The sequence below is a fragment of the Micromonospora sp. RV43 genome (genome assembly GCF_001029515.1).
Classification (GTDB): domain Bacteria; phylum Actinomycetota; class Actinomycetes; order Mycobacteriales; family Micromonosporaceae; genus Micromonospora; species Micromonospora aurantiaca.
Genome location: NZ_LEKG01000004.1, coordinates 80006 through 105044 on the forward strand (window position 1 = coordinate 80006; position 25039 = coordinate 105044).

The 25039-nt window shown below is 70.5% G+C and carries 20 protein-coding genes; 8 read left to right on the plus strand and 12 right to left on the minus strand.

Translation table 11 applies throughout. The features are described from left to right. The first annotated feature begins 17 nt into the window (after nt 1-17). Entirely contained in the window at nt 18-2921 is a 2904-nt protein-coding gene (locus ABD52_RS37325; protein WP_053065275.1) for a PA domain-containing protein, read from the plus strand. A gap of 308 nt (nt 2922-3229) precedes the next feature. On the opposite strand, the gene ABD52_RS02480 is transcribed toward ABD52_RS37325, so the two are convergent. From ABD52_RS02480 to ABD52_RS02495, 4 genes are all read right to left on the minus strand, one after another. Further along, nucleotides 3230-4390 (minus strand): FUSC family protein, encoded by a 1161-nt coding sequence (locus tag ABD52_RS02480; RefSeq protein WP_053065276.1) that lies wholly within the window; start codon nt 4388-4390, stop codon nt 3230-3232. A 93-nt stretch (nt 4391-4483) separates the two neighbouring features. Further along, nucleotides 4484-6820 (minus strand): low temperature requirement protein A, encoded by a 2337-nt coding sequence (locus ABD52_RS37330; RefSeq protein WP_053065277.1) that lies wholly within the window; start codon nt 6818-6820, stop codon nt 4484-4486. A 375-nt stretch (nt 6821-7195) separates the two neighbouring features. Beyond that, nucleotides 7196-8152, minus strand: a complete 957-nt coding sequence (locus tag ABD52_RS02490) for a hypothetical protein (RefSeq protein WP_047890624.1) — start codon at nt 8150-8152, stop codon at nt 7196-7198. Nucleotides 8153-8230: 78 nt separating this feature from the next. Then, nucleotides 8231-9058 (minus strand): peptidoglycan-binding protein, encoded by an 828-nt coding sequence (locus tag ABD52_RS02495; RefSeq protein ID WP_047890625.1) that lies wholly within the window; start codon nt 9056-9058, stop codon nt 8231-8233. 410 nt (nt 9059-9468) lie between these two features. Here ABD52_RS02495 and ABD52_RS40055 point away from each other — a divergent pair, with 410 nt between their 5' ends. Further along, nucleotides 9469-9663, plus strand: a complete 195-nt coding sequence (locus ABD52_RS40055) for a hypothetical protein (protein WP_047890626.1) — start codon at nt 9469-9471, stop codon at nt 9661-9663. A 264-nt stretch (nt 9664-9927) separates the two neighbouring features. Here ABD52_RS40055 and ABD52_RS02505 read toward each other — a convergent pair whose 3' ends face one another. Both ABD52_RS02505 and ABD52_RS02510 read right to left on the minus strand, forming a co-directional pair. Continuing rightward, nucleotides 9928-10383, minus strand: a complete 456-nt coding sequence (locus tag ABD52_RS02505) for a MerR family transcriptional regulator (RefSeq protein WP_047890627.1) — start codon at nt 10381-10383, stop codon at nt 9928-9930. 96 nt (nt 10384-10479) lie between these two features. Beyond that, nucleotides 10480-11007 (minus strand): TetR/AcrR family transcriptional regulator, encoded by a 528-nt coding sequence (locus ABD52_RS02510; protein WP_200905153.1) that lies wholly within the window; start codon nt 11005-11007, stop codon nt 10480-10482. Nucleotides 11008-11196: 189 nt separating this feature from the next. Here ABD52_RS02510 and ABD52_RS02515 point away from each other — a divergent pair, with 189 nt between their 5' ends. The 5 genes from ABD52_RS02515 (at nt 11197) to ABD52_RS02535 (ending at nt 17152) form a co-directional block, all read left to right on the plus strand. After that, entirely contained in the window at nt 11197-12003 is an 807-nt protein-coding gene (locus ABD52_RS02515; RefSeq protein ID WP_047890629.1) for an SDR family oxidoreductase, read from the plus strand. Next, the gene (locus ABD52_RS02520; protein ID WP_082171180.1) at nt 12000-12983 is read left to right on the plus strand and encodes a DMT family transporter; all 984 of its coding nucleotides are present in this window, start codon (nt 12000-12002) and stop codon (nt 12981-12983) included. Before ABD52_RS02515 ends, ABD52_RS02520 begins: the two co-directional genes overlap by 4 nt. Nucleotides 12984-13122: 139 nt before the next feature. After that, nucleotides 13123-14352, plus strand: a complete 1230-nt coding sequence (locus ABD52_RS02525) for a serine protease (protein ID WP_047890653.1) — start codon at nt 13123-13125, stop codon at nt 14350-14352. Nucleotides 14353-14751: 399 nt separating this feature from the next. Further along, a complete protein-coding gene (locus ABD52_RS02530) occupies nt 14752-15903 on the plus strand; it encodes an RICIN domain-containing protein (protein WP_047890630.1) in 1152 nt (383 codons plus the stop codon). Nucleotides 15904-16099: 196 nt separating this feature from the next. Further along, nucleotides 16100-17152: a glycoside hydrolase family 43 protein gene (locus tag ABD52_RS02535; protein ID WP_152748173.1), complete on the plus strand. Its 1053-nt coding sequence runs from the start codon at nt 16100-16102 to the stop codon at nt 17150-17152. 44 nt (nt 17153-17196) lie between these two features. Here ABD52_RS02535 and ABD52_RS02540 read toward each other — a convergent pair whose 3' ends face one another. Both ABD52_RS02540 and ABD52_RS02545 read right to left on the minus strand, forming a co-directional pair. Further along, nucleotides 17197-17547, minus strand: a complete 351-nt coding sequence (locus ABD52_RS02540; RefSeq protein WP_047890632.1) for a hypothetical protein — start codon at nt 17545-17547, stop codon at nt 17197-17199. Between the two features lie 127 nt (nt 17548-17674). Further along, entirely contained in the window at nt 17675-19213 is a 1539-nt protein-coding gene (locus ABD52_RS02545) for a ricin-type beta-trefoil lectin domain protein (protein ID WP_047890633.1), read from the minus strand. Between the two features lie 358 nt (nt 19214-19571). On the opposite strand from ABD52_RS02545, the gene ABD52_RS02550 reads away from it, so the two are divergent. Beyond that, nucleotides 19572-20102, plus strand: coding sequence for a hypothetical protein (locus tag ABD52_RS02550; RefSeq protein ID WP_047890634.1), 531 nt, complete (start codon nt 19572-19574; stop codon nt 20100-20102). Nucleotides 20103-20316: 214 nt separating this feature from the next. Here ABD52_RS02550 and ABD52_RS02555 read toward each other — a convergent pair whose 3' ends face one another. The 4 genes from ABD52_RS02555 to ABD52_RS02570 are packed head-to-tail and all read right to left on the minus strand — an operon-like array spanning nt 20317 to nt 24557. Next, nucleotides 20317-21348: a methyltransferase gene (locus ABD52_RS02555; protein WP_030274725.1), complete on the minus strand. Its 1032-nt coding sequence runs from the start codon at nt 21346-21348 to the stop codon at nt 20317-20319. Next, nucleotides 21345-22523 carry an aminotransferase class V-fold PLP-dependent enzyme gene (locus tag ABD52_RS02560; protein WP_047890635.1) on the minus strand — a complete coding sequence of 393 codons (1179 nt, stop codon included), beginning with the start codon at nt 22521-22523 and terminating at the stop codon, nt 21345-21347. The genes ABD52_RS02555 and ABD52_RS02560 overlap by 4 nt, the downstream gene beginning before the upstream one ends. Further along, on the minus strand, nt 22524-23795 hold the full coding sequence (locus ABD52_RS02565) for a tryptophan 2,3-dioxygenase family protein (protein WP_047890636.1): 1272 nt from the start codon (nt 23793-23795) through the stop codon (nt 22524-22526). Between the two features lie 57 nt (nt 23796-23852). Continuing rightward, nucleotides 23853-24557 (minus strand): tryptophan 2,3-dioxygenase family protein, encoded by a 705-nt coding sequence (locus tag ABD52_RS02570; RefSeq protein ID WP_030274719.1) that lies wholly within the window; start codon nt 24555-24557, stop codon nt 23853-23855. Between the last annotated feature and the right edge of the window lie 482 nt (nt 24558-25039).

Below are 25039 nucleotides of genomic sequence, written 5' to 3' on the forward strand. Positions count from 1 at the left end.
GCCTCAAGGAGCCATTCGTGAACACCTCACGCACCGACCGCCGCCTCCGGCGGAGACATCGGCTACGTCTCCTCGCCGCCGCCACGGCGATCGTGACCCTGATGAGCGTGCCCACCGCCGCGACCGCGCGGCCCGACGAGCCGGCACGCCCCGCACCGGCACTCCCCGCCCCGGCGGGAGCCGGAGCGGCCCAGGACGGTCTGCGGGCGGTCTCCCTTCCCGGGCTCACCCGGCAGACCTACCGGGTCACCCTGATCACCGGCGACGAGGTCACCCTGACCCGGGACGGCGGCCGGTACACAGTCACCGCGTTCCCGGCGGCACGGGCCGACGGAACCCACCCGACCATCGACGTCACGGTCAGCACCGGACCGGGCGGCACCGACGCTCGCCTGCACGCGCTGCCGAGCGACGCGCAGGCACTGGTCACCAGCGGCGTCGTCGACCGGAAGATCTTCGACGTGGGCTGGCTCGCCGTCCGGCTGGAGCGTGGCGAGAACACCCCGCTCGGCGTCACCGCCAAGTTCGGTGACCGGCTGGACGCGGCGGCGCTGGACAAGCGGGTGTCGGGCCTGCCCGGCGCGACCACGGCCGCGAAGCACCCGGACCAGGGCACCGTCGACCTGCGCGTCGAACCGGGCCGGGCCGCCGCGTTCTGGGCCGCACTCCGCGGCACCAACTCGGCAGGCGGGCTGAGCGACTACCTGTTCGGCCGCGTCACCCCGAAGCTCGGCGGCGGCGCGGTGGCGGTCTGGCCCACCGGGCTCCGGTCCGAGAGGGCCGCACCGCAGACCGACACGGGACAGCCGAAGTACCGGGTCACCCAGGTCTACAAGAGGAAGAACGGCGAACCGTTCCAGTGCGGCACCCTCCTCATGACCATCTGCCCCATCTTCGGCTTCCAGCTCGTGCAGGTCGCCGGCACCGCGACCGGGTCCGCGTACGACTCGGTCAGCGCACGGTGCCTGGACAGCGATCCGTGCACGACGTTCGAGGCGACCTTCGAGGTGCCGCCCGGCACCTACGAGGCCGGCGGCCACGCGATCTTCCGGCTCGACGGCCGGGAGCAGCAGCTCAACCTGGAACTGCCGGAGTTCACGGTCACCGGCGACACCACCCTGACGCGCGACGCCGACGCCGCCCGGGAGCTGACCGTCGGCACGCCCCGGCCGACCGAGAGGTTCATCGGCTCCCGGACCACGTTCCGCACCTACGGTGACGGCCGGGGCGGCGGCACCCTCAGCTTCACCGGGTACGGCAACTCCCGGTTCTGGGCCATCCCCAGTGCCCCGGTGACTGTCGGCACCTTCCACCTCGGGGTCAACTGGGTGCTCGGCAAGCCGATGGTGACCATGGCGGTCACCCGGCCGAAGCGGGTCGAGCTGAAGGCCACGCTGCCGGCCGAGTGGTACCGGCGCCCCGGCTGGGAGGTGGCCCGGTTCAGCGGCCGGCACACCCTCGAACTGGTCGATGCCGGGCTGGGGCGGGACGCCGACCTCAGCCGGGTCGACGCCCGGGGCAGGCTGGTCCTGGTGCGCATCGACGCCGCCAAGCCCGCGGGTGGGCAGTGCCAGATCGGACCCGCGCAGCTGATGCGGGCGCGGGCAGCGGGCGCGGTCGGCGTGCTCGTCGAACCGATCTCGACCGGCGGGCCCTGGCCCACCGCCACCTGTCTCCTGCCGACTGAGCCGGACTGGTGGTACGACGAGTCCCAGGAGGCGGCCGACATCCCGTACGCCTCCGTCTCACCGGGGGAGGCCGAGAACCTGCGCGGCCTGCTGCGCCGGGGCCCCGTGAAGATCGACGTCTCGGGCTACGACTCGGTCAGCCCGTACGTCTACACCCTGCACGTCTACCACGAGGGACGGATCCCGTCCTCCCTGCACACGCAGGTCACCGACCGGCAGCTCGTACGGGCCGACACCGCGCTGCACGGCACCCGGGCGCAGCCGGCCAGCCTGATCTACTCGGCCTTCCGGCCGAACGAGACCGCTGTCGCCGGAGTCCCGTACAGCTACCTGACCGACAGCGTCCGGTTCACCACCTACCGGGGCCCGGTCTCACCCGACCTCGTCCGGAACCAGTTCTACGAGCCCTTCGGCGGACAGCCGGGTGCCCGTAGCGTCGACGTCACGAACCGGGCCGGGCCGGCCACGGCGCGGTGGACCGCGCGGCCTCTCGTGCCCGGCGTGCCGGAGCTGTCCCCGCAGGTCTTCCGATCCCAGCCCGGCAAGTGGGAGGGGGACTGGTCCACCGAGGTCTGCGGCTTCTGCCGGCAGGGCAACACGTTCTACCCGCTGACGTTCCTGGTCTCCGGGGCGCAACCGGACCACGCCACCGGGGCGTACGTGTTTGAGCCTGAGAACCTGCACCTGTACGCCGACGGCCGCGAACTGCCCCAGGCCGACTCGATGATCTGGGGTGCCACCTACGAACTCCCCGCCGAGTCCCGGCGCTACCGGCTGACGGCCGAGAACGGCACGACCACGACGGCGTGGACCTTCACGTCCGGCGCCGTCGCCCGCGACGAGCCGCCGAAGGGGTTCCTGTGCCCCGAGGGATCGGGCAGCCCGTGCCGCGCCGACCCCCTGCTGTTCCTGCGGTACGACGCCGGTACCGACGTCGGCGACGCGGTCACCGCCCCCGGCCGGCACCGGATCGGGGTCACCGCGTACCACCAGGTGCCCGGTGCCCCGGTGGTGAAGCGCGTCGACCTCTCGATCAGCACCGACGGCGGGGTCTCCTGGAAGAAGCTCCCGGTGACCGCCACGGGCGGCGGGAACCACACGGCGAGCTACCAGGTACCCCGGCTGGCCGGCACCACCGGCACGGTCAGCATCAGGGCCCGGGCGGAGGACGCGGGCGGCAACACGGTCGAGCAGACCGTCCTCGACGCCTTCCGTCTCACCGGCCGGCGCTGACGCCACGCCGGGCCGCCGGGCACGTGGATGTGCCCGGCGGCCTGGTGCCCGTGCCGGTATCGGCGCTGTAGCTGCCTCTGGCGGCGCAGCTCCCGGCGTGGCTACCCAGCTACGCCGTCTCGGCGCGGGGCGGCGGACGAGACCCGGCGGCAACCCCACGTTCGCCCTCGCCAGAGAGACGGCGCTGCAGGCTCTCGCGCTCCGCCGGTACCGCACCTGGCTGCGCAGCCGGCCAGCCTGACCCGCCACCTCCGTCCCGAACGTCGCCCAGGACCACGGTTAGCCGCCACCGGCAGCGGATCGGCGTGTCAGCTCGCCGCCTGGCGGACCATGCGGTTGGCGTCGGCGCGCTCGATCGTCGTCGCCTGCAGGAGCTCCCCGGCGATGGTCCGAATCAGTCCCAGGACCACTGTGCCGGACAACCCGAGGCCACTGCGGCATGCCTCACTCGCCTGACAGACAGCGGTCAGGGCGTGCTGGCGCGACTGATCGGGCTCGCGGCCCGCGATGAAGTCCCGGTCCAGAATCCCGACGGCCGAACCGAGGCTGGTCACGGCATCCGGGAGCGCTGGTGGGAGCGGCTCCCCGTCGTCGATCAGGGTTACCGACCGGCGGGCCAGGCCGCGGCTGGCCAGCATCCCCCGGTTGAGATGCTCCGCGCCGTCGCTGTACTGCTGGAGGGCGCTGCGCCATCGTCGCTGCTGCGGTGAGAAGCGCACCACCTCGCGGGCGCCCTGCAGCGCGTCGGACAGCCGCGCCAGATCGCCACTCATGTTCCGCAGCTGGTCGAGCGCCGCCTGGGCACGGGCGGCGTCCCGGTCGGCCAGCGCGCGTCCCGCTTCTGACAGTTGGTCCGACAGCCGGCTCATCGCGGGTGCGGCGGCTTTGTGCACGAGCCGCAGCGGATTGAGGGGAAACAGAACGATCACCACGACCAGCCCGATCACGGCGTTGACCAACTGGGGCAGCGCCACCGGCGCGGCCGGCTCGATCGAGGAGACCAGCACCGCGGTTCCCCCGGCCTGCGTGATGAGGCCGCCGCGTCCGGTCAGGGCGATCGCGATCAGAATGGTGGCGGTGACGATCAGAGCGGTTTGTGCCGCGCCGCGTCCGATGAGCAGCAAGAGCCCGTCCGCTGTCACGATGCCGAGACCGACACCGGCGATGAGCTCCACGACCCGACGGAGGCGTTGTCCCACCGCCGCTGCCACGGTGCCGACTGCGGCGATCGGTGCGAAGACCGGATTACGCATACTGATGCCGATCTGGCGCGCCGCGATCCACGCCAGGCCGGCAGCCAGCCCCGCCTGCACGGCGACCACCGAGTAGATGGCCAACTGCCGCCTGCGATCCCGCTGCGTGGTCCGTGTCTGCTGGCGCCACCTGTCCAGCAGGCCCTGCACCCGCTCGGCATGCGGACCCGCCAGCTTCACCGGCGACCGCGTCCGTAGCCAACCCAGCTTGCCCATGAAGGGCCGTATCCCCTCGGAGAACGCCGGCCAATCCGCGCTGTCCCGACGACCGGGGGCCCCGCGCCCGGAGACCCTTGCGAGGTCGGTTTGTCACCGCCACCGGCGGAAGGTGCCGTTGCCCGCGAACGCGTGGGTGAGGACGAGCGCCAGCGTGAGTACGACAAGCGCCCACAGCGTCGGCAACAGCACGGTCGCCGGGGCCAGCAGGGCGACGGCCAGGTTCAGTGCCTGCCGCCGGCGGACCGGGCACCGCGAGCGGAACCAGACGAGCTGGTTGGCCAGCAGGTAGGTCGCGAGTCCGCACACCAGGGCGATCCGGCCGAACGTCCCGGCGGCGCCATCCGGGTGTCCGGGCTGCAGGAACACGGTCCGCAGCCCGGAGGCCATCAGCACGAGCCCGGCCACCAGGAACAGGTGCAGCGATGTGTACGCGTCGCGGACCAGGGCATATCGCCCGGTGGTGGGCAGCGCACTGAGCCGTTCGGTCAGGGCGATGTCGGTGCCGACGTAGGTCCACCAGAGCGCGGACAACAGTCCGGCGGTGAGCACGACCGCGAGCAGGTTGACGACCGACAGGGGGAGTTCGCCGATGGTCGTGCCGATGGCGATGATCGCCTGGCCGAGCGCGATGAGGATGATCAGGTTGTAGCGGCCCGTCAACCGGCTGACGGAGCGCACCTTCCAGCTACGGACGCCGAGGAGGTATCCGCCGCCCAGATCGACGAGGATGGCGGCCAGCCAGCAGACGGTGGTGAGTGGGGTCAGCGGGTCGCCGCTGGTGGGGGCGGCGAGAATCGCGCACAGGAGCAGCGCTGTGGCGAGGCCGACGGGTATGGCGACCCGGAGCACCGCAGCGCGCAGGTCGTCGCGTCGGATCGCCAGGCAGAGCGACACCAGGTGCAGGAGACGCACCGCCACGTAGGACGTGACGACGATCAGGGGAGCGGGCAGCCCGCCGGGAACGTAGCTGAATGCCTGGGGTGTGGCGATGCTCAGCATCAGGGTGAGGGCCACCGCGGCGAGAACGACCAGGCGCAACGCGGTCCCCGCACGAGGGATCATCGTGGTGAGCCAGGTGTAGTTGACCCAGGACGCCCACAGCAGCGCCAGCACGGCCGTTCCCTGAAGCACTCCGACCAGCGACTGATGCCTTGTCATCAGCACTGTGACCTGGATGAACCCGTACACGAAGACCAGATCGAGAAAAAGCTCCTCCGGACTCGCGCCGACCTCCCGGCCCGCGATCGCCGCGACCACGGAGTGTAGTTGACGGTGACGGCGGCCCAGCAGCGTCACCTGCACGAGGACCACACCGACCAGGACGCCGGCGAGCACCGCGAGCGACCCCAGGGCCGTGAGGTGCCGGGTGACCGGGAGGAGAAGCGCGACGAGCACCAGCGCGAGGACGGGTCCTCGCCCGGCCCGGCGGACGGTGCGCCATTCGAACGCCACGAACCCGAGAAGGTACAGCGCGACGCCGCAGTACAGCGCCGAGTGGTAGGTGCCGGCCCAGTGTACGGCGGCTTCAGGCGGGGTGGCGCTCAGTGCCTTCTTGAGACCGAAGGCCATCAGGATGAGCCCGGCGATCATCGGTAGGTGCAACAGCGTGTAGGCGTCCCGTGCGAAGTGCGACCGCGCGTTGCTCGACGTGTGCTCCAGGGCGTGCTCGGCGTCGGGCGCGGCGATGTCGAAGTACACCCACCAGAGAAACGCCACGACCACGAGGCCGAGGCCGGAGCCGGCGAGCACCGACCAGGTGATCGGAGGGTCCCCGGAGAAGCCGCGGCTCGTGCCGATCGAGATGATCGTCTCGCCCAGCGCGATGAGCATGATCGTGTTGTGGCGCTCGGCCCAGTGCTTCGCCGACGTCAACTGCCACCGTTCCGTGCCCGTTGCCCGTAGGCCGAGGTAGTCAATGACGATCGCGACGGCGAACAGTGCGAGTTGGAGGTCTTCGGCCCGAGTGGTGTCCGGGAGCCGGTAGGGAAGCAGGGCCGCGCACAGCAGGACCGGGGCGCTGCCGGCCAATGGCAGCCAGGCACGCCGGACCGCGGTGGGCGAGCTGCCGAAGCCCCGCTCTGCCCGGGAGATGACCAGCAGCGACCCGGTCCGGGCGGCCAGGAAGCCGAGGGCGAAGACCAGGGGACCGAAGAGCCCGCCGGAACGGTCGACGAAGACCTTCGGGATGGTGATGGCGACGAGCAGGATCGCGGTCGCCGCCGCGAACACGGCGACGGGGAGGCGCCCGGAGTCGAGCCGGACCAGGTTCCCCACCCAGGCCCATCCGGCCCAGCTCCGCCACAGCAGCAGGACCATCACTCCGCCCTGGAGGAGGGCGCCAATGGTTGAGCCCTTCGCCATGACATCGGTGACGTTGATGAAGGCGTAGACGAAGACCAGATCGAGGAACAGTTCCGGGAGGGTCACGCCACCGTGTTTGGCGCCCTGAGCCTGGACCGAGCCGGTCGTCCCGGATGTGGTCGCATCCCCGTCGCTGCCCACCCGCCCACTGTTCCAGCCCTTCTCGGCGAGGACAGGCGAATCGACGATGAACGGTCTCAGGATGCGGACGGCCGCTCGGCAGTGCGGCGGGGATGCCGTCGACGCACAGGGTGACCGGCCCCAGCAGGCCGAATCCGAGCGTCATAACCGCGAACCCCCACGACCCCTCGATCGTTGTCCGCCTACGGACGTGGTGAGCCTAGACGTTCGGTCAAGGTAGCGACCGCCCGACAGTAGCGACCGCCCGCCGACCGGCTCCGGGCGCGGTCGGCGGGCGGTGCGGTGCCGCCGGGTCGGCTGTCAGTAGTTGACGTAGGCGGCGACGGCGAGGTGATCCGAGTACGCGCCGCCGGTCAGCGACGTGTCGATGGTGCCGGCGTTGTTGAAGCCGTTTCCGCTCTTGACCAGCAGGAAGTCGATCCGTCGGCTGCCGTTGGTGTCGTACGCCGAGGAGCAGTTGCGGCTGCCGCACTTCTCGGCGATCGGGTCGCGGTACCCGTAGGTCCTGGCGTCGTTCCACCAGCCTGCGGCGTCGGGTTCGGCGTTGGCATCGCCCGCGACGATCTTCAGGTCGCCGCCGAGCCGGCCCATCGCCTCGTCGGACTCCTTGATGTTCTCGTCCGCGCACTTGGGGCCGTGCCAGGTGTTTGTCGGCCAGTGGATCGAGGCCACCGAGACGTCCTGGCCGGCCACCCGGTCGTGCAGGCGGACGGCAATGTTGTGGACGCGGTCCTGGCTGCTCCTGGTGGGCTCCAGGTTCTGGCACCCGCCGGTGCCCGCGTCGTAGTTCTCGGGCGCGTCCGAGCGCCAACGGGTGGCGGCCTCGTAGGTGAACCGGTCCGAGCGGTAGATCACCGCGTTGGTCTGCTGGTTCTTCATCTTGCCGCAGGTGCTGGTGTAGCCCATCGATCCCGGGCTCGCGATCGCGATCTGGCCGGCGTACGTGCCGGGCAGCTCGTCGGAGAGCCGCTGCGTCAGCGCGTTGAGCTGTGTCTGGTTCGAGACCTGCTGCACAGTGAAGATGTCGGGGCTCAGTGGCCGCCCCTTGATGTAGGTGATGAGCCGGTCCCAGATCTTGCCGTCGGCGCAGGAGCTGGGCAGCCAGTTCTCGATGTTGTTGTTGTAGACCACCAGGAAGGCGGGGGACGTGTTGACGGCGGCCGAGGCGGCGGTGGCGCTGACGGCCCCGACCGCGGCGGTCGTGAGGGCCGTGGTCAGCACGGCCACGACGCCACGCAGGATGCGGCTGCTACGCATGGGCAATTTCCTCCGGAATTGTAGGCATCAATAGGAGAGAAGAGGGCGGCACTGGTCGCGAATCGCTCCGGTCCGTAGTCAGAGCGTTCGCTGGTATTCCTCCCAGGTCCGCTTGGGGCTGACCGCCGGGCCGTCGTCCGCGCCACGGTTGGCCAGGCCGTTGCGGCCGAGGTAGTAGTCGCCGGCCTGGTTCTGCGCACCCGTCGACTGGTCGGTGTCGGCGAGCGCGACGGCGTGGACGTGATAGCCCCAGTCACCCTGGTCCGGAGTGCGCAGCCAGGCGGCGAAACCCACCGTGCGCAGCCGGCGCAGCGCGTCCGTCCGGGTGGCCGAGGAGAGCCCGCTGACCGACAGGTCGAGGGCGCCCCCGCCGTCGTGCGTGCCAGCGGACGTGCCCACTCCGGTGTTGTACGAGCCCTGCGTGATGCCGAGCTGACGGCCGAGGAGGCGTTCGGCCTCGAACAGCATCGATCTGGTCCGGGTGTTGACCAGCACGCCTCGCAACGTCACCACGCTGCCGGGTGAGATCGCCCTGACCACCGTGTAGCGCCCCTCACCGAGCAGCCGCAGCGACGTCGGGCCGGGCAGGCCGGTGGCGTCGAGGCCGGAGTAGCCGAGCGACCGTTGGTACGCCGCGTACGCCGCGATCGTGCTGGTGCCGAAGTGCCCGTCGACGTATGTGGCCGACAGCAGCCCTCTGGCCTGGAGGGCGCGCTCGACCTCGAGGACGCTGTCCCGGGCTCCCTCGGTGAGCGCGGTGCCGGCCCGGCGCGGGTCGATCTGTGCCGCCTTGATCAGCGCCTCCATGTCGACCTGAGGCAACGCGGCCACGGCCGGACGGGCCAGGGGCCCGGCGCTGGCCACTGCTGCGCCGGCGGCGAGGAGCAGGTTCCTTCTCGAGATCACATGCCCTCCGTGTGGGGTGGGGGATTGCCACAAACCATTCATTCAGGCGAATCCCATGTCGCCGTCGCTCGACTATCTGGGCGCGTGAAAACGAAGTCAAGACACTGGCCGCGGATGGGCGGAGAATGTACGCGGAATGTGCGCGGTCGCCGTTGGGACCACGGCCGGTGACGACGTCGAGCGGATCTCCGCCGACTCGTCCGGCGTGTCACGCACGAGGTTGTGTTTTCCGGGCCGGGCAAGGGTGATCCAGCCGGGGTCCGCGCTCCGCCTCCGGCAGGCCGCGGTGAACGGGGACTGGTCGGCCCGCCCGGCGGGCGGCACCGCAGCGCCTTGCGGGATCGTCTGTTCTGCCGTCGCGGGTTGCCTAGGCTCGGGAGGTGCCAACCCGCGCATTGGAGGAGATACTCGTGACCGCACCGGAGGAAGAGCAGGAGAAGAGCGCCAAGACCGATCAGGTGCTGTTCTCGCCCGACGGCGACCCGCACCACACGGTGGCGCAGGCCGGCCAGCCGGACGAGCACCTGCCCTCGCGTTACGTCGACGCCGACGGCGCCACGGAGGATGTCGGCACGGACGGGAAGCACCCCGACCCGCCGGCCTGAACCGGTCTGGATGACGGGTGGCCCGATCCGGTGACGGCAACCACGTAGGAGTTCACGAGCCGCGTGGAGTGAACATCTGCCTGCGGTCAGAAGAACGTCGCAGGCCGGGTGGCGAAACGGCATCGGCACCCGCCGGTGAGTCGCCGGAACGGCCTCGGCTCGGCGGTGGCCGCCGTCGACGTGTGCCCTGCCGATGGGCGCTGGTTTCGTCTGCGCCGCCGGAGGTCGCCAGCTGCGAAGCCGCCACCGCTCGTGCGGAAGCCTTCAGGACCTGCACGACGGCCCGACACCCGCGTGTCCGGGCGGAGCCTGCTCTGCCGGCGCCAGCGGCACGACGTCGGCGGTATCGGTCAGCCGCTCCACCAGCCGGCGGAAGCCCGGGCATCGAGTGAAATCCGCCACCTCGCAGTCCAAGGCATGCTCGATCAACGTCTTGGACGCCTCGATCTCCTCGATGCGCCGTTCCAGCTCAGCGTGCTGCTCGCGCAGCAGCATCCGGCGACGGGGCCGGTCGGGCGCGTCGAGCACCTCGCGCAGCTGTTCCAGGCTGAACCCGCCGGCCTTGCCTCGCACGATCACCGCGACCCGGGCGATGTGAGCCGTGGTGTAGCGACGCCGCCCGTTGATCCGTTCGGCCGGGGACAACAGGCCCATCGCTTCCCAGTGTCTGAGCACGTGCGTGGCCAGGCCGAATCGATCCGCGAGCTCACCGATGGACATGGATTCCGTAGCCGCACTTGACTTAATGTTGATATTAACTTGCAGAGTTTGGCGGGCAGTCAAGGTAGCCATTCGAGGTTGCACTGCCTTCCCGGCTCAGGCGCGTGGGCCCGCGCCGTGCAGCAGGGTGTCGATGATGCGGACGGCGAGGGTGTCCGGATCGGCCTCGTCACCGTTGCTGTGCAGGGACTCCCCGAGCAGCGCGTAGTAGACCCGGCGTACCCAGTCGAGGTCGGCGGTCTCGTCGATGAGCTTGTCGTCCTGGGCCCGCTTCAGCACGGTGACGCAGCGGCGGTCGATGTCCTGGTGGAGGGCGGCGGCTTCGCTATCCGGTTCTGCCGGCAGCTCCAGGGCGAACGTCCAGGCACCCTTGACCTGGAGCACATTGACGGTGATCCGGTGCATCGCCACCAATGGCGGTGCGGTGTCCGGCCGGCCGTCTTCGATCGCTTGGGCGAGCTGGCGGGCTGCGGAGAGGGCCAGCGCGTCGATCAGCGCCTGCCGGTTGGCGAACCGCCGGTGGATCGTCGTGCGAGCTACGCCGGCGGCCGCGGCGATCCGCTCCAACGAGGCGCCGGGCTCGTCGGCGAGTATCTGCTCGGCGGCCTCCAGGATCGCGCGCACGCTGCGCTCCGCGTCCGCCCTCAACGATCGTCTCGCTGTCTCACCCATTGCGTCTCCCTCACGACCACTGTTCGCATGAACAATACATCACTGATGCAGTAGAACAACAAACCGCATCTGTAGTGTTGCGGTTCATGCGATTACTGGTACCGTCTGCTCTCAGTTGAGAACGCCTAGAGGGAGAAACTGATGCCCAGCACTGCCCTGATCACCGGAGCGTCGTCCGGCCTCGGCGCGGAGTTCGCCACGCAGCTCGCCGCCCAGGGGCGCGATGTGGTTCTGGTGGCGCGCTCCGGCGACCGGCTTGCCGCCCTCGCCGAGCGCCTGACCACCGCGCACGGCGTCCAGGCCCACGTGTTGGTCCAGAACCTCGCCGAACCGGACGCGGCCCGCCGCGTCGCCGATCGGCTGGCCGCCCAAGGAGTGGACGTCGACCTGCTGGTCAACAACGCCGGCTTCGGCACCTGCGGCCGCTTCGAACAGATATCGGCGGCTCGCGACCACGACCAGTTGATGGTCAACGTCGTCGCGCTCGTCGACCTCACCCATCACCTCGTCCCCGGCATGCTGGAGCGCGGCCACCGATCGGTCATCAACGTCGCGTCCAACGCCGCCTTCCAGCCGTCGCCGTACTTCGCCGTCTACAGCGCGGCCAAGACCTTCGTGCTGAACTTCGGCCTGGCCCTGCGCCAGGAATACCGGGGCCGCGGCATCCGGGTGCTCACCCTGTGCCCCGGCCCGGTCGAGACCGCGTTCTTCGAGACCATCGGCACCCGGCGGGCAGCCGTCACCGGCTCCATGACCACACCGGAACCGGTGGTTCGCGCCGCCCTGCGCGCACTGGAACGCGACCGCGGCTACGTCGCCCCCGGACTCGGCAACGCCCTCACCGCCCACCTGACACCGCGCCGCCCTCGAACCCTGGTCGCCGCCATCGCCGAACGCATCACCCGCAAGGTCCTGGCCACCACCGCAGGGCCGGAGCGCGCCGCATGAGATCCGCTGCCGTTCCCCTCGCCGCGGCCTCGGCGATGCTGCTCGTCGGCACCTCGGCTGCGGTCTCCGCCACCATCGCCGACTACCCGGTCTTCACCGGACAGGCCATGCGCTACGCGCTCGCCGCAGCGATCCTGCTCGCGGTGGTGCGTCACCGGCGCCCGCCCCGCGTCCGCCTGACCCCCCGCGACGCCCTGCTCCTGATCGCACTGGCGGGTACCGGCCTGGCCGGATTCAACCTCTTCCTTGTGGAAGCCACCCGGCATGCCGGCCCCGCCATGATCGGCACCGTGATCGGAGCCGTTCCCCTCGTCCTCGCCCTCGCCGGCCCCATGATGGAACGCCAGCGCCCGGCTGCCCGTACCGTCGGCGCCGCGCTCGTGGTTGCGCTCGGCGCGGCCGTCGCCGCCGGCCTCGGCTCGGGCAGCCTGCGCGGCCTGCTCCTGTCGCTGGGCGCGCTCGCCGGCGAGGTGGCCTTCTCCCTGCTCGCCGTTCCCCTGTTGCCCAAACTCGGCCCACTCCGGGTCGCCGCCTATCCGGCCGCCCTGTCCGTGCCCATGCTGCTCGCCGCAGGCCTTGCCCTGGACGGTACGGCCTCCCTGCGGCTGCCCACACCCGGCCAGGCGGCGGCCTTCGGCTACCTCGGCGCGATCGTCACCGCAGCCGCCTTCTTCCTCTGGTACGACGCGCTGCGCCACCTCGGCGCCGACCGCGCCGGCCTGTTCGCCGGTCTCGTCCCGGTAGGCGCACTGCTCACCACCGTCGGCCTCGGCATCGGCGAGGCAGGCCCGGCCGACATCGCCGGAGCCCTGCTCGTCGCCGCAGGCGTCGCCCTCGGCCTGCGGCAGCCCCGGCACGACAGCCGGGAACCACACCGGTCCCAGCGTGCCATCGGCAAGCAGACGACAGGTGGACAACCGCGACGCGCTCGCCCGCCACGGCAGGCGGATGCCGAACGACGGCCCGTCCCGGCGAGCTAGCCACACGAACCGACGTCGCTGCCGGGCCGGCCACCGATCCGCGGTACCGCATCTCGCCATCAATCGATATCCTTCTATAAATGTTCGTGCGAGGGAGCCCATCGGGACGGCATTCGCCGTTCCTCGGAAAGGAATGCGGATGAGAGGCATGTTGCGGCGAGGTGCGCGATACGCGGCGGTGGTGCTCGGCGTGTGGGCGCTCGGGGTGAGCATGCTGCCGGCGTCCGCGGCCGGGGCGGATCCGACCCGGCTGGTGGCTCCGGCGTCGGTCCGGGCGCCGGAGGCGGCACAGTTCTCCGCCGAGGGCGTCACCACTGTGGGTGAACTGCGCACACTCGACACCGCCCGCACCGCCGACCGGCCGGGTGCGCGTCAGCTCATCCGGCATCCCGGCGCCGCGTACGTCAAGGTCCACTTCAGCGCCCTGCGGCTGAACGATGGGGACTATGTCACGGTGTCCAGCCCGGATGGCCGGGAGACCTACCGGTACGACCGGAGCCTCGACCGGGCGACCGGCTCGGACTACACCACCGACGGCGGGCCGGGCTTCTGGGCGATGTCCGTGACAGGGGACACCGCCGTGGTGACGCTGCACAGCGCGCGGCCCGCTCGCGCGGTTGTCGACATCGACCGGTTCTGGCGAGGGTACGACCAGGCCGAGATCGCCCAGCACAACTTCTCGACCACGTCGGTCTGTAGCACCGACGCCCGCCGGGACGTGGTCTGCTACCAGAGCACCCACCCCACCGAGTACGCCCGTGGGCGGGCGGTGGCACGGTTGCTCATCGGTGGCGGCGGACTGTGCACCACCTGGCGAGTCGGGAACACCAACCGGATGCTGACCAACAAGCACTGCTTCTCGACCCAGTCCGCGGTCAGCGCCAGCGAGGCGCAGTTCAACTACCAGTGCGCCACCTGTGGTGGCAGCAACCCCGGCCCGGGCACGAAGGTGAGCGGTGCGACCCTCTACCGGGTGAGCAGCGGTGGCTCGGGTGAATTGGACTACGCGCTCTACTCGGTGAACAATTTCGCCGCGATCCAGGGGTTCGGCACGCTCTACCTGAGGACGACCGCGACCAGCACCGGTACGCGGATGTACGTGCCCGGGCACGGTGATGGCAGCCCGAAGCGGCTGTCGATCTACGAGGACACGCAGAACGGCGGCGTCTGCACGGTGCGCAACGCGAACTACAACGCCTGGAACATCAGTTACAGCTGCGATACCTCGGGCGGCAACTCGGGCTCCCCGGTACTCGACGCCAACCACCGCGTCATCGCCCTGCACCACCTCGGTGGGTGCCCGTCCAACCAGGGGGCGAAGGCACACCTGATCTACAACGAGATCGCCGGCCTGATCGACAACGGCTGACGGGCGCTTACCGGTGGCTCGCCGACCGCACCCTGCGGGCGGGCCACCGGCACGTCGCGGTCGCCGCGCCTGTCGCATCGTACGTGCCGGCCGGCCCGAAAACGTTTCGAAAACATGCACGGACGTCATTATCCGCTTCCTAGACTGCCCAGCAGGCGCGGTCCGTTCGGACCCGTGACAGTTCGGGAAGGGGCTGCCGCGATGACGTCACCAACCGGGTCGACATTCGGATCGGGCATGGCTCGACGGATGATTCTGCTGGGGGCGCTCGTGCTGTGTGCCCCCGTGGCGGTGGCAGTGGGCGGGCCCAGTTCCGCAGCCGTCGCGAGCGGCGGGGCGGTGCCGGCGGGCGCGTCCGAGGCAGGGAGCGCCCCGGCTCCGGGCCCTCCGACCGCGAGCATGCCGGGTGCCGCCGCCGGCGTGGTGGCGAACGCGGTGGTGCAGCGGCCGGTGCCGCAGGCCGTCGTCAACCGGTTCCGGCTCGACACGCGCTGGTACGCCAAGTACGTGGAGGGCCCGAGGGATCCGGTGACGGGATACTCCGTGCCCATCCTGGGTTCGGCGGCGATCGCGGATTCGACCCTGCTGAAGGCCGCACGCCAGGCGAGCACCATCGTGTCCTCGAATCCGCAGGCGGTCGCCGAGATGTACCGGCGGGACGTGCGGATCGTCATGATCGCGCGCAGTGAGCAGATCAGCTCCATCCCGGAGATCTTCCGGGACCACGGCACGTCGTGGGACGAACGGTACTGGGCCGGCATGGGCGGGCCGCTGACCGTCGGCACCGAGGCCAACCTGATCGACAACCAGGGTGCGGAGAACGTCTACATCCACGAGTTCGGGCACACCGTCGACGGATGGTCGCTGCGGTTCGTCGACCCGAGGTTCGGACCCGAACTCGACTCCGCCTACAACCGCGCCCGCTCCACCGGGCTCTGGAACAACACCTACGCGGGGAGCAACGTCGGCGAGTACTGGGCGGAGGGTGTGCAGTCCTACTTCGATCTCAACCGCGAGGGCCCGCCCGGCGGCGACGGCATGCACAACAACATCAACACCCGCGCCGAACTGTCCCGGTACGACACCGCGCTGTTCGCCCTGCTCGACCGCATCTACCGGGGGACCGCCCTGGAACCGGTCGATCCGACGCCACCCCCGGCCGCCGGTCAGATGATCATCGGCGCCGGTTCCAACCGTTGTGTCGACGTCTCCGGCGGCCGTTCGGACGACGGCGCGAAGATCCAGTTGTGGGACTGCCACGGTGGCCCCGAGGTGCGGTGGACGTGGCGCGGGCAGCAACTGGTCAACTCGCGCACCGGCAAGTGCCTGGACGTCACCGGCAACGGCACCGTCGAGGGCACCCGGGTCCAGCAGTGGACCTGCAACACCGCAGGCGGCCAGCAGTGGCAGTTCGTCAACGGCAATCTGCGCAACCCGCAGTCGGGCAAGTGTCTCGACGCGGACGCCTGGGGCACCGCCAACGGCATCCAGTTGATCATCTGGCACTGCGGCGTGGACCAGTCCAACCAGACCTGGCGCTTCCAGAACTAGCCGATCCGCAGCCGCGACCCTCCGGGTCGCGCACCGGGTGGCGATCGGCCCGTTGCTCCCACCCGCGCTCGATCCGGATCGACGGTTGACACGACGAGCGTCGATTGGTCAGTCTGGGCGAGCGCTCTCGTGCGCCGGGAGGTCAGCCGCCTCTCGACTCCAACGGGAACCGGACGATGCCATGAGACGACAGCGGATGCTCAGCACGCTCCTCGTCGCCGCTCTGCTCGCCGCAGCCGGCTTGTGGCAGGTGGGGTTCGTCGACTCGCCGGCCGAAGCCGCGCAGAGCATCCGTGCGGCGGATCCCAGCGTCATCCGGGTCGGCGGCACCTACATCTCCGCCCAGTCGGTCGGCGACGGCATCGCCGTTCGCCAAGCCTCGTCACCCGACCAGTTGGGCGGGGCGGCCCAGCGTCAGGTGTGGACGGACACGCGGGGCCGCGGCGGCGTCTGGGCACCGGAGATCGTCCTCGACGGTGGACGCTACTACATCTACTTCGCGCTGGGTGCGGGCAGCAGCCGCCGCACGTTCGTGATCAGCTCGACATCGCCGGACAGCGGGTACAGCGCCGAGCAGAAACTGGCCCTGCCGGACGACAAGTGGGCGATCGACGGGTCGTTGTTCACGTTCAACGGACAGCGCTGGTTCGTCTGGTCCGGATGGGCCGGTGACACCAACGTCGAGCAGAACATCTATCTCGCCAGGATGAGCAGCCCGACCACGCCGGTCGGGGCGCGCTACGTCATCTCCCAGCCGCGGGAGCCGTGGGAGCGGGTGGTCGGCAACCCGTTCATCAACGAGGGGCCGGAGCCGATCCGGGACCCGAACGGCCAGTTGCACATCGTCTACTCCGCCAACGGCAGTTGGAGCGACCAGTACTGTCTCGCGGACCTGCGACTGCGGGCCGGCGGCGACCCGACGTACGTGTGGGACTGGTACAAGTCCAACGGCTGCCTGTTCGGCTCGAACCGGTCCACCATGATGTCCGGCTGGGATCCGACCCTCTACGTCAACGGCCCCGGGCATCACACCTTCGTGCTGCTGCGTGGCGACATCGCCACCAGCCCGCCGGCCGGGCCGCGATTCCCGCTGATGTTCCACGCGGTGCCGAAGGGAACGCCCTACACCTGGAGCAACAGGTTCTGGTACACCGGCACGTTCTGCTGGTGGGGCAACACCACCTACCGGCGGGCCAACGTCCCCGGGCCGAACACCGACACCGGCTGGAGCCTGAAGTTCTTCGAGTAGCGGCCGGCGTCCCGCGTGTGTCCGGTCCACCCCCGTGCGCAGGGTCAGCCGGCGATCTGGTCGAGCAGTTGCAGCAGGTCATGCGCGGCCAGTTCGACGTCCTTGTGCCGCCACTCCGAGGCGCGGTGGACGCACGCGACGAGACCGGACCGGTGGACGCGGCGGAAGTCGCCGTAGACGAAGGCGTACCGGGCCTTCGTCTCCTCGTTCGCACCCTCGGTACGGCCGAGGAACCATTCGCCGTACTCGTGCCACGAGTGCTTGTCGAGGTAGCTGTTCTCGTCGGTGGCCCGGGGCTGGACGACGCCCCAGTCGCTGTCGAGGACGTACTGGCGCGCTTCGATGAGCCGCCGGGCGCGGACGACAGCCGCCTGATTCACCGAGTACGAGGCCATGCCCGGCAGTATTCCCCGGCGAACGATCCGCCATGCCTGCCGAGGTGGCCGCCGAGGTGGGCCGACGGCGGGACGCCGTCGGCCCACCTCGGACCGGCCCGGACGGGACGCCGTGTCACGCCTCGGATCAGCCGGTGCGCCACTTCTGGTTGGCGGTGCCGGCGCACTCCCAGAGTTGCAACCGGGCACCGTCGCTGCCGTTCCAGTCCTTGATGTCGACGCACTTGTTGGCCTGCGGGTTGACCAGGTCACCGGCGGCGGACAGCACGAACTGCTGGGCCGCGTTGCCGCTGCAGGTGGCGATCTGGATGACCGCCCCGTTGTCCCGGGAGCCCCAGGCGACATCCATGCACTTGTTGTTCTGCGTGCGCAGGCTGCCGCCGGTGAACGTCCACCCCTGCGCGGCCGTGCCGTTGCAGTTCCACGCCTGCAGCGGGACTCCGTCGGAGAAGTTCGAGTTCGGCACGTCGACGCACTTGTTGTTCCAGTTGCTGATGATCCGGGTGCCGGAGCCGCCCCCGCCGGTGGTGACCAGGCTGAGTCCGTAGACACCGAGGATCTCGTTGACCGGCTGGAACCACATGGTGCCGCCGGTGGTGCAGTTGCCGGATCCGCCGGAGGTGACTCCCTGGGCCTGGTCGCCGGAGAGCCAGGCGCCGCCGGAGTCGCCGCCCTCGGCGCAGGCGTTGCTGCGGCTGAGCCCGTAGACCGCGCCCTGCGCGTAGTTGACCGTCTCCTCCCGGCCCAGCAGTACGCCGCACCGCCAGCCGGTCGTGCGTCCCGACCGGCACACGGAACTGCCGATCACCGCGTCCCGGGACCCGGCGACGGGAGCATTGCCGCCGGCGTAGTTGTTCACCCAGGGCCGCGGCGTCCAGTCGGCGTTGGTGCGGACCCAGGCGTAGTCGTTGCCCGGGAACGACGAGCCGGCGAAGGTGCCCTGGGCTGCGTTATTGAAGCCGCGGGTGGGGCTGCCGGCGGCTCCGCAGTGCCCTGCGGTGACGAACCCGCCGACCACGGCGAAGCCGACGGAGCAGAGTACGTTGCCGTTGATGACGAACTGGTCGCCGCCGCGGATGTCGTACATCGGGCGCGGCGCGTCGGGCGCAGGCGCGTAGCGAACGAGCGCGTCGGCGAGGCCGGCGCCGCGCACGAACGCTCGGCCGGTGCGTTCCTGTCCCGGTGCCACCCGCACCACCACCTGGTTGGCGGCGACGTCCACGTACCAGCCGCGGACGGCGGCCCCGGGCGGTTGACCGGCGGCGCTCCGGTCCAGGGCGGTACGCGCCGATGTCAGGCTCGTGAGCGTCCGAGGGACGAGCCTGGGCCGGGCTCCCTCGGCCCGCACCGCGTCGGCCGCGGAGGCGTCGGTGACGGCGACCGTGAGCGGGCCGTCCGTCTCCAGCCACGAGCCGGCGTACCCGGTGCCGAGGCGCCCGCGCAGCCGTCGGTCGACCACCGCCGCGGCGGCCTCGGCCGCGAGGCGGGCGGTGAGTTGATCGTCGGTCAGGTGCAGGTCGCGGCGCATCGCGGCGGCCATGCCGAGCGGCAGGCCCGCCACGGCCGGCCGTGCTTCGGACTGGTGGGCGATGTGAGCCGCCGCGGGGACGGCCGGGACAGACAGGCCGAGCATCGCAGCGGTGAGCAGCGCAGTTGTCTTGATCATCGAACTCCTTCCGGTTGTTCGTGACGCACCGGAGGCGGCGCGGGAGAGCGCTCTCAGCCTGAAACCGTAAACAATCCTTGTCAATAGATTGAACTCGATTCATCCCCCAGTTGAGCGGCCGTCGCGCCCGTCTCGGCGGATCGACGGGACGAGAGCCGGTCACCACCCGGACGTCAGCGGAAGCTCCACGTCTGGTCGGACTGGCGGTTGCCGGAGTCCCATATGGCCGACCGGGGGTGCCGTCCACCGTGACGCACTGGTGCGGGCCGTCCTGGTCGTGTTTCCTAGGCGACATTGCGTCGTGGCGCCTGTGCGGGCACCGCTCGGAGCGGTGGTCATCTGCACCTAGACTGCGCCGATGGATGCTGAATTCGCGGCCAACGCCGCGGCCACCGCCGCGATTTTCGGGGTCTTCGGGATCGTCTGGTTCGGCTGGGCGCAGGAGGCACCGCCCAAGGCGTGGCGTCCGTGGCTCGGCATCGGTTCGGTGTTGTCTCTGGTCGCAGCGATCATCGGCGGCATCGTCACCGCACGCACCTGGGACAAGGGCAGTTCCGTGGACGAGAGGACGGGGCCGGTCTTCGGGGTGATCGTCCTGATCGAGGTGGTCCTCTGTGCCGTCGGCGCGATCTGGCTCCGGCGCGCCGGCCGCACCTCCCTGGTTCCGGTTTGGATCGCCCTGATCGTCGGCCTGCACTTCTTCCCCCTGGCGCCGCTTCTGGGGTATCCGGCCCTCGCGATCTGGGCCGCGCTCGTCACCCTGGTCGCGCTCGTCAGCGTCCCTGTCGCCCGACGGTGCGACTTCACCCCCAGCGCCGTCGTCGGTGCCGGCACGGGTGTGGCCCTCCTGGCCGGAGCGGCGACCGCACTGGTGCACGCGCTCACCTAGGTGTATTGCCGGAGTCGCTGGTGCCGCACAGCGCTGGGACGTGTCTGACCGACGGCGACACGGTGGGCGGTGCGCGACGCCGAGCTCCGCGCCGATGCGCCGGACGGATCGGCCGTCACGGCCGCAGGGACGGGCGCGCCGGCCGGCAACGGTGAGCCCGGGACGACTTGCGGCGGGTGCGGCTACGCCCGCACCGTCACGCCGGCTGGGCGGGTCACGCTTCGGCCACCGGTTTGTGCCCGCAGGCCAGCTCCCAGCCGCCGGGCAGCACGGCCACCCGGTCGAAGCCGACCTCCTTGAGCAGACTGGTGTAGAACTCCACCTCCCGCAGCCGACTGACGCAACTGTCGACCCCGATGAGGAAGTAGCTCCAGAAGAACTGCATCGCCAGGCGGTCTGGGGTGCGGAACTCCTCGCAGATCACCAGCAGCCCGCCCGGTTCGAGGGCCGCGTACGCCTTCTCGACCAGCCGGCGGGCGACGTCGTTCGGCCAGTCGTGCAGCACCCGGACGAATGCCATGGCGTCGTAGCCCGAGGGCAGCGGCTCGGCGAAGAAGTCGCCGCCGACGAAACCCAGCCTGTCGACATGCCCGGTGCGGGTCCGGGTCGCCTCCACCAGCGGAGCCACGGCCGGCAGGTTGTACACGTCGACCCGTAGCCCAGGCGCGTCGTCGAGGATGTGCGCGGCGAGCGTGCCGTCACCCCCGCCGATGTCCAGCAGACGGCGCCGGTCCGACCACAGCCGGCTGGCGTTGCGATGCATCGTCTCGATCACCGGACCGAGACCGACGGCCATGCTGCGCTCGAAGTCGGCGGTCTGTTCGTCGGTCTTCGGGGGCCAGGCGAAGTCGTCGTCGCTCATGCTCACCTCGCCGCGCAGGCTCTCGGCCAGCCGGCCGTGCAGCAACCGCCAGGGGTAACGGTCCCGGTCACGTTCGACAGCACCGGGGCCGACGACCGCCATGACGGCATCCCGGAGGCCGGGTACCGCACGGTACGTTGCCATCGCGATGTCGTCACCTGGCTCGCTGCGCTCAACGACACCGAGGCTTTCCAAGCAGTCGAGGAACTTGTAGAGCCGCAGGGGCCGCACGTCGAAGCGGGCGGCCAGCTCACCGAGGCTCGCCGGCCCGGGCTCCAAGGCGTCGAGCAGACCCGTGCCGAGCGCGGTCTCCAGCACGTCCATGGCCTTCGGCCCGTTGGCGAGCAGACTCATCAGCGCGCGTGGGGACAGCGTGACCTTCACCGTTTCAGCTCCTCTTCCAGGGCGTCCATGAACGTGTCGATCTCGTCGAGGGTGTTGTAGACGTGCGGGCCGACCCGCAGGTAGCCCCGCCAGCTGCAGACCATGTCGCGAGCGACCAACCGCCGCTTGACCGCCTCGCCGTCGGCGACGTCCAGGCACACGACGCCACCGCGCCGGTGCGGCTCGGTCGGGCTGACCACGTCGATGCCAGCCACCGCGGCCCGCTCCAGGATCCGTTGGGTGCAGGCGAGCGAGTGCCGTCGAATCGGGCCGGCACCTACCCCGGCCAGCAGATCCAGGCCGACCTGGGAGATCAACGAGGTCAGGGGGAACGGCGTCCCGCCGGCGAACCGTCGGGCCCCACCGGCCCAGCCTGTCGACGGCTGGAATGTGAAGGCCCGGTCACCGGCCTGCCAGCCGGTCGCCGCTGGCTCCAGCTGCGGCACCAGACCCGGGCGCACGTAGAGGAAGGCAGTGCCGACTCCGCAGAGCCACTTGTGCGCGCCGCCGAGAACCACGTCGACGCCGAGCGCCGTCACGTCCATGGGCATGACCCCTACGCTCTGGAAGGCATCAACGACCACCAGCGCGCCGACGTCGTGGGCGCGCCGCACCAGCCGGGGCAGGTCGACGGTGGCCCCCGAGGAGAAGCTGGCGTGCGGGATGCACACCAGCAGCGTGCGTTCGTCGATCCGTGCCTCGACGGCGTCCTCGTCGAACCGCGGGCCGCCCGAGCCGACCACGTCGAGCCGGGCGCCGTACCGACGGAACGCGTTCCAGATGAACGGCACCGTCGGATACTCCAGATCGGTGGTGACGATCCGGTTCCGCGGCGGACGATAGTCGAAACAGGACGCTACCCGGGCGAGCAGCGTGCTCAGGTTCGCGTCGGTGACCACGCTGCCCGGCGGTGCGCCGATGAACGCGGCGACGGAGTCGGCGTACCGGTCGAGGCCGGCGTGCCAGTCCTGCCAGACCTCGTCCCGCCAGTTCCGCAGCGTCCGCCAGTAGCCGGTGAGCACCTGTTCCGCGCCTCGCGGCACCGCGCCCGTCGAGTTGTTGTTCAGGTAGACGCCGGTGCTCAGCAGGGGGAACTCGGCGCGCAGTGCGGCGTGCGCGCTGGCGTCGAGGCACTCGGGCGTATCGAGGTCGGAGTTCCGGTGCGGTGGGCTCACTCAGGGCTGCCTCTGGTCGGCGCGATGGGGGACGGGTCGGGGCTCGCAGGCGACGGAGGTGAAGACCGGGATGGATCGGGCGGCGGCCAGATAGGGCGTGCCCTCCGTGTAGCCGGTGCCGGCCCGCGGGCCGAGCATCCGGGTCGCGAGCCGGTGGTGCGTGCGCCGCCACTGGAATACCGCGGCGGCGAACGACCGCATCTCCTCCTCGACCCGCCCGCCTTCGGGCGCGGCGAGCAGGCCGTCACGCACCGCCGCCCGGAACGCGTCGTCGATCGACGGCTGGCCGGCGTGCACCAGCTCGCGTACCTCCGGGACCTGGTGGTACGCGGCCGAGTCCAATCGCGACCCCTCGGGTGTGCGGCACAGCGACTCCATGAGCTTGTAGGAGCGGGACTGGATGGCGCTGGCCCCCGCGGTGTACTCCCGGAACGTCCGGAACGCCTCCGGCTGCATCGTCGCCAGCAGCGCGAACAGCGGCCCGGCGGCGGTGAGCTGCTGTCGGGCGTACGCCAGCCGTTCGGTCGCCCGCCCCGCCTGGCCGGCGGTCAGGGCGGCGATGGTGGCGCGCAGCTCCTCGGCGACCCCCGCGAAGAGGCATTCGTACGACTGGAGCACCCGGATGAACAGGTACTCGTCGTGCGACACATGGACCGGCAGCATGGTCAGCCGCAGGGCCAACTCGCCGGCGGGATCGGCGTCGGCGGCGACGGCCCGCAGCTCGTCCGGGGTCGCCACAGCTTCCCGGCCGGGGACCATCCCGGCGATGCCCAGCCGGGCGAGAGCGGGTGACACGGCCCGCACGCCGAGCCGGTAGCGCTTGGACACCACGTCCCGGCTCGGGCGCCGCTCGGGCAGCAGGTCGGTGGCACCGGAGGCGGCGGTCAACTCGAAGGCCAGCACGTCGGCGACCAGGCGAACGAGGAGCCGGTCCCGGTCCCGTCGCGCACCGAACGGGCCGGCGACGTCGTCCCCGCCGGGCAGCCGGAGCAGTCGCAGCGCAAGATAGCTGCGGTAGTCGTACCGGCCGTCCCACTTATCGAGTGCGACGTCGAGGAAGTCACCCAGCAGCCGGGCCTGCGGCTCCCGCGTGGTCGCCGGCACCGTCAGCTGCGTACGGGCCTGGTCGAGCAGAGCCAGCACTTCCTTTTCGACGAAGTGTTTACCGACCCGGTGAAACTCCGCCAGCACGGCGGAGTACGGAAAACGGCAGGTCTGACCGCCGCCGGACAGCCAACTCGTCAGTTCACGCACGAAACCGCACCTCGACATTTCGGTCGCTACGCAGGTGGGTGAGGAAAATTGACAATTACTGGTGAACGAGGATTGTCAACGTTGGTCGGCCTGTGATTCGTTAGCGGATCCGTCGGAGGGCTTCAGGCGGGCCCGCCACAGTGCAGGGAAGAACCGGTGCCCGACGAGCTTGGCGAGCATCGTCGCCTCGGCGCCGCCGGGATCGTGGCCCCCGACGCGCAGAGCGACCCGGTAGTGCCGCATACGCCACAGCGACACCCGCTCGTCCCACTCGATGAGCGCCTCGGCGAGCCGCTGGACGGGGTCGGCGGGATCCGGCCGACCCAGTGCGGCCGGTTCAATTCCTCGGACTTCGAGGTGCTCGGCGAACGCCCGGCCGAGCTGCCGGCTCATAGCGTGGACCTGCCGCCATCCGGGTGACTCGGCCCCGGATCCCTTACCCAGCGCCGGTTGCATGGCCTGGAAGTCGGCCGGGGACAGGTGCCGGAACATCTCCAGCTGGTCGGTGACCAGTCGGATCCCCAACGTCGCCCGGGTCAGCAGCGACTCGGTCACCGCCAGCTCGCCGACGCGCAGCCGGGTGACCGCCTCGGCCAACTCGGCGGCGATGAGCTTCAGCCACAACTCGGTGGACTGGTGCACCACCTGGAAGAGCAACTCGTCGCGGTGCATCATCTCGTCCGGCCGTCGTTGCAGGGCGAGCAGCGTGTTCAGTCGCATGTAGCGCGCATAGTCCGTGGCGCCGTCGCCGGGCAGCACAGGTGAGTGGTCCTGCTTCACGGAATCGGTTCCCTTCGGTCGACGTCGCTGCATCGGAAACCGATGGTGCGACCATGCGTGCAGCGGACATTATGCAACGGCAAACGACAATGTGCTATATCTCAACCCGATCGATCTGAGAGCGTAAAACCTCCTTTCCGCCCTTGGAAACGGTCAGGCTGGGCAGGGCGAGATTTGGCCGTACGTGTGCGGTGGGTCGGCAGGCCGTCCACCGATGCAGCCGGGGAATGGCTGCGATGTGGCCGGCCCGGGCGCGGGCGGGGTGGCGGCGCCCCTGCTGATCGGCCGCGAGGTGGACCTGCTCTGGCTGGGCCAGGTGCTCACCGGGCCTTCGGGCGCTGGTGCTCGTCGAGGTTAGTACGGCAGCCGCCGTTCGGGATCATGGCTGGAGTTCGAGGTTGAGGCGTCGGGTGTAGTGGGCTTGGCGGGCTCGGGCTTGATGCTGGCGCCGCCAGTCTGACCAGCGCAGACGGTGGGCGAGG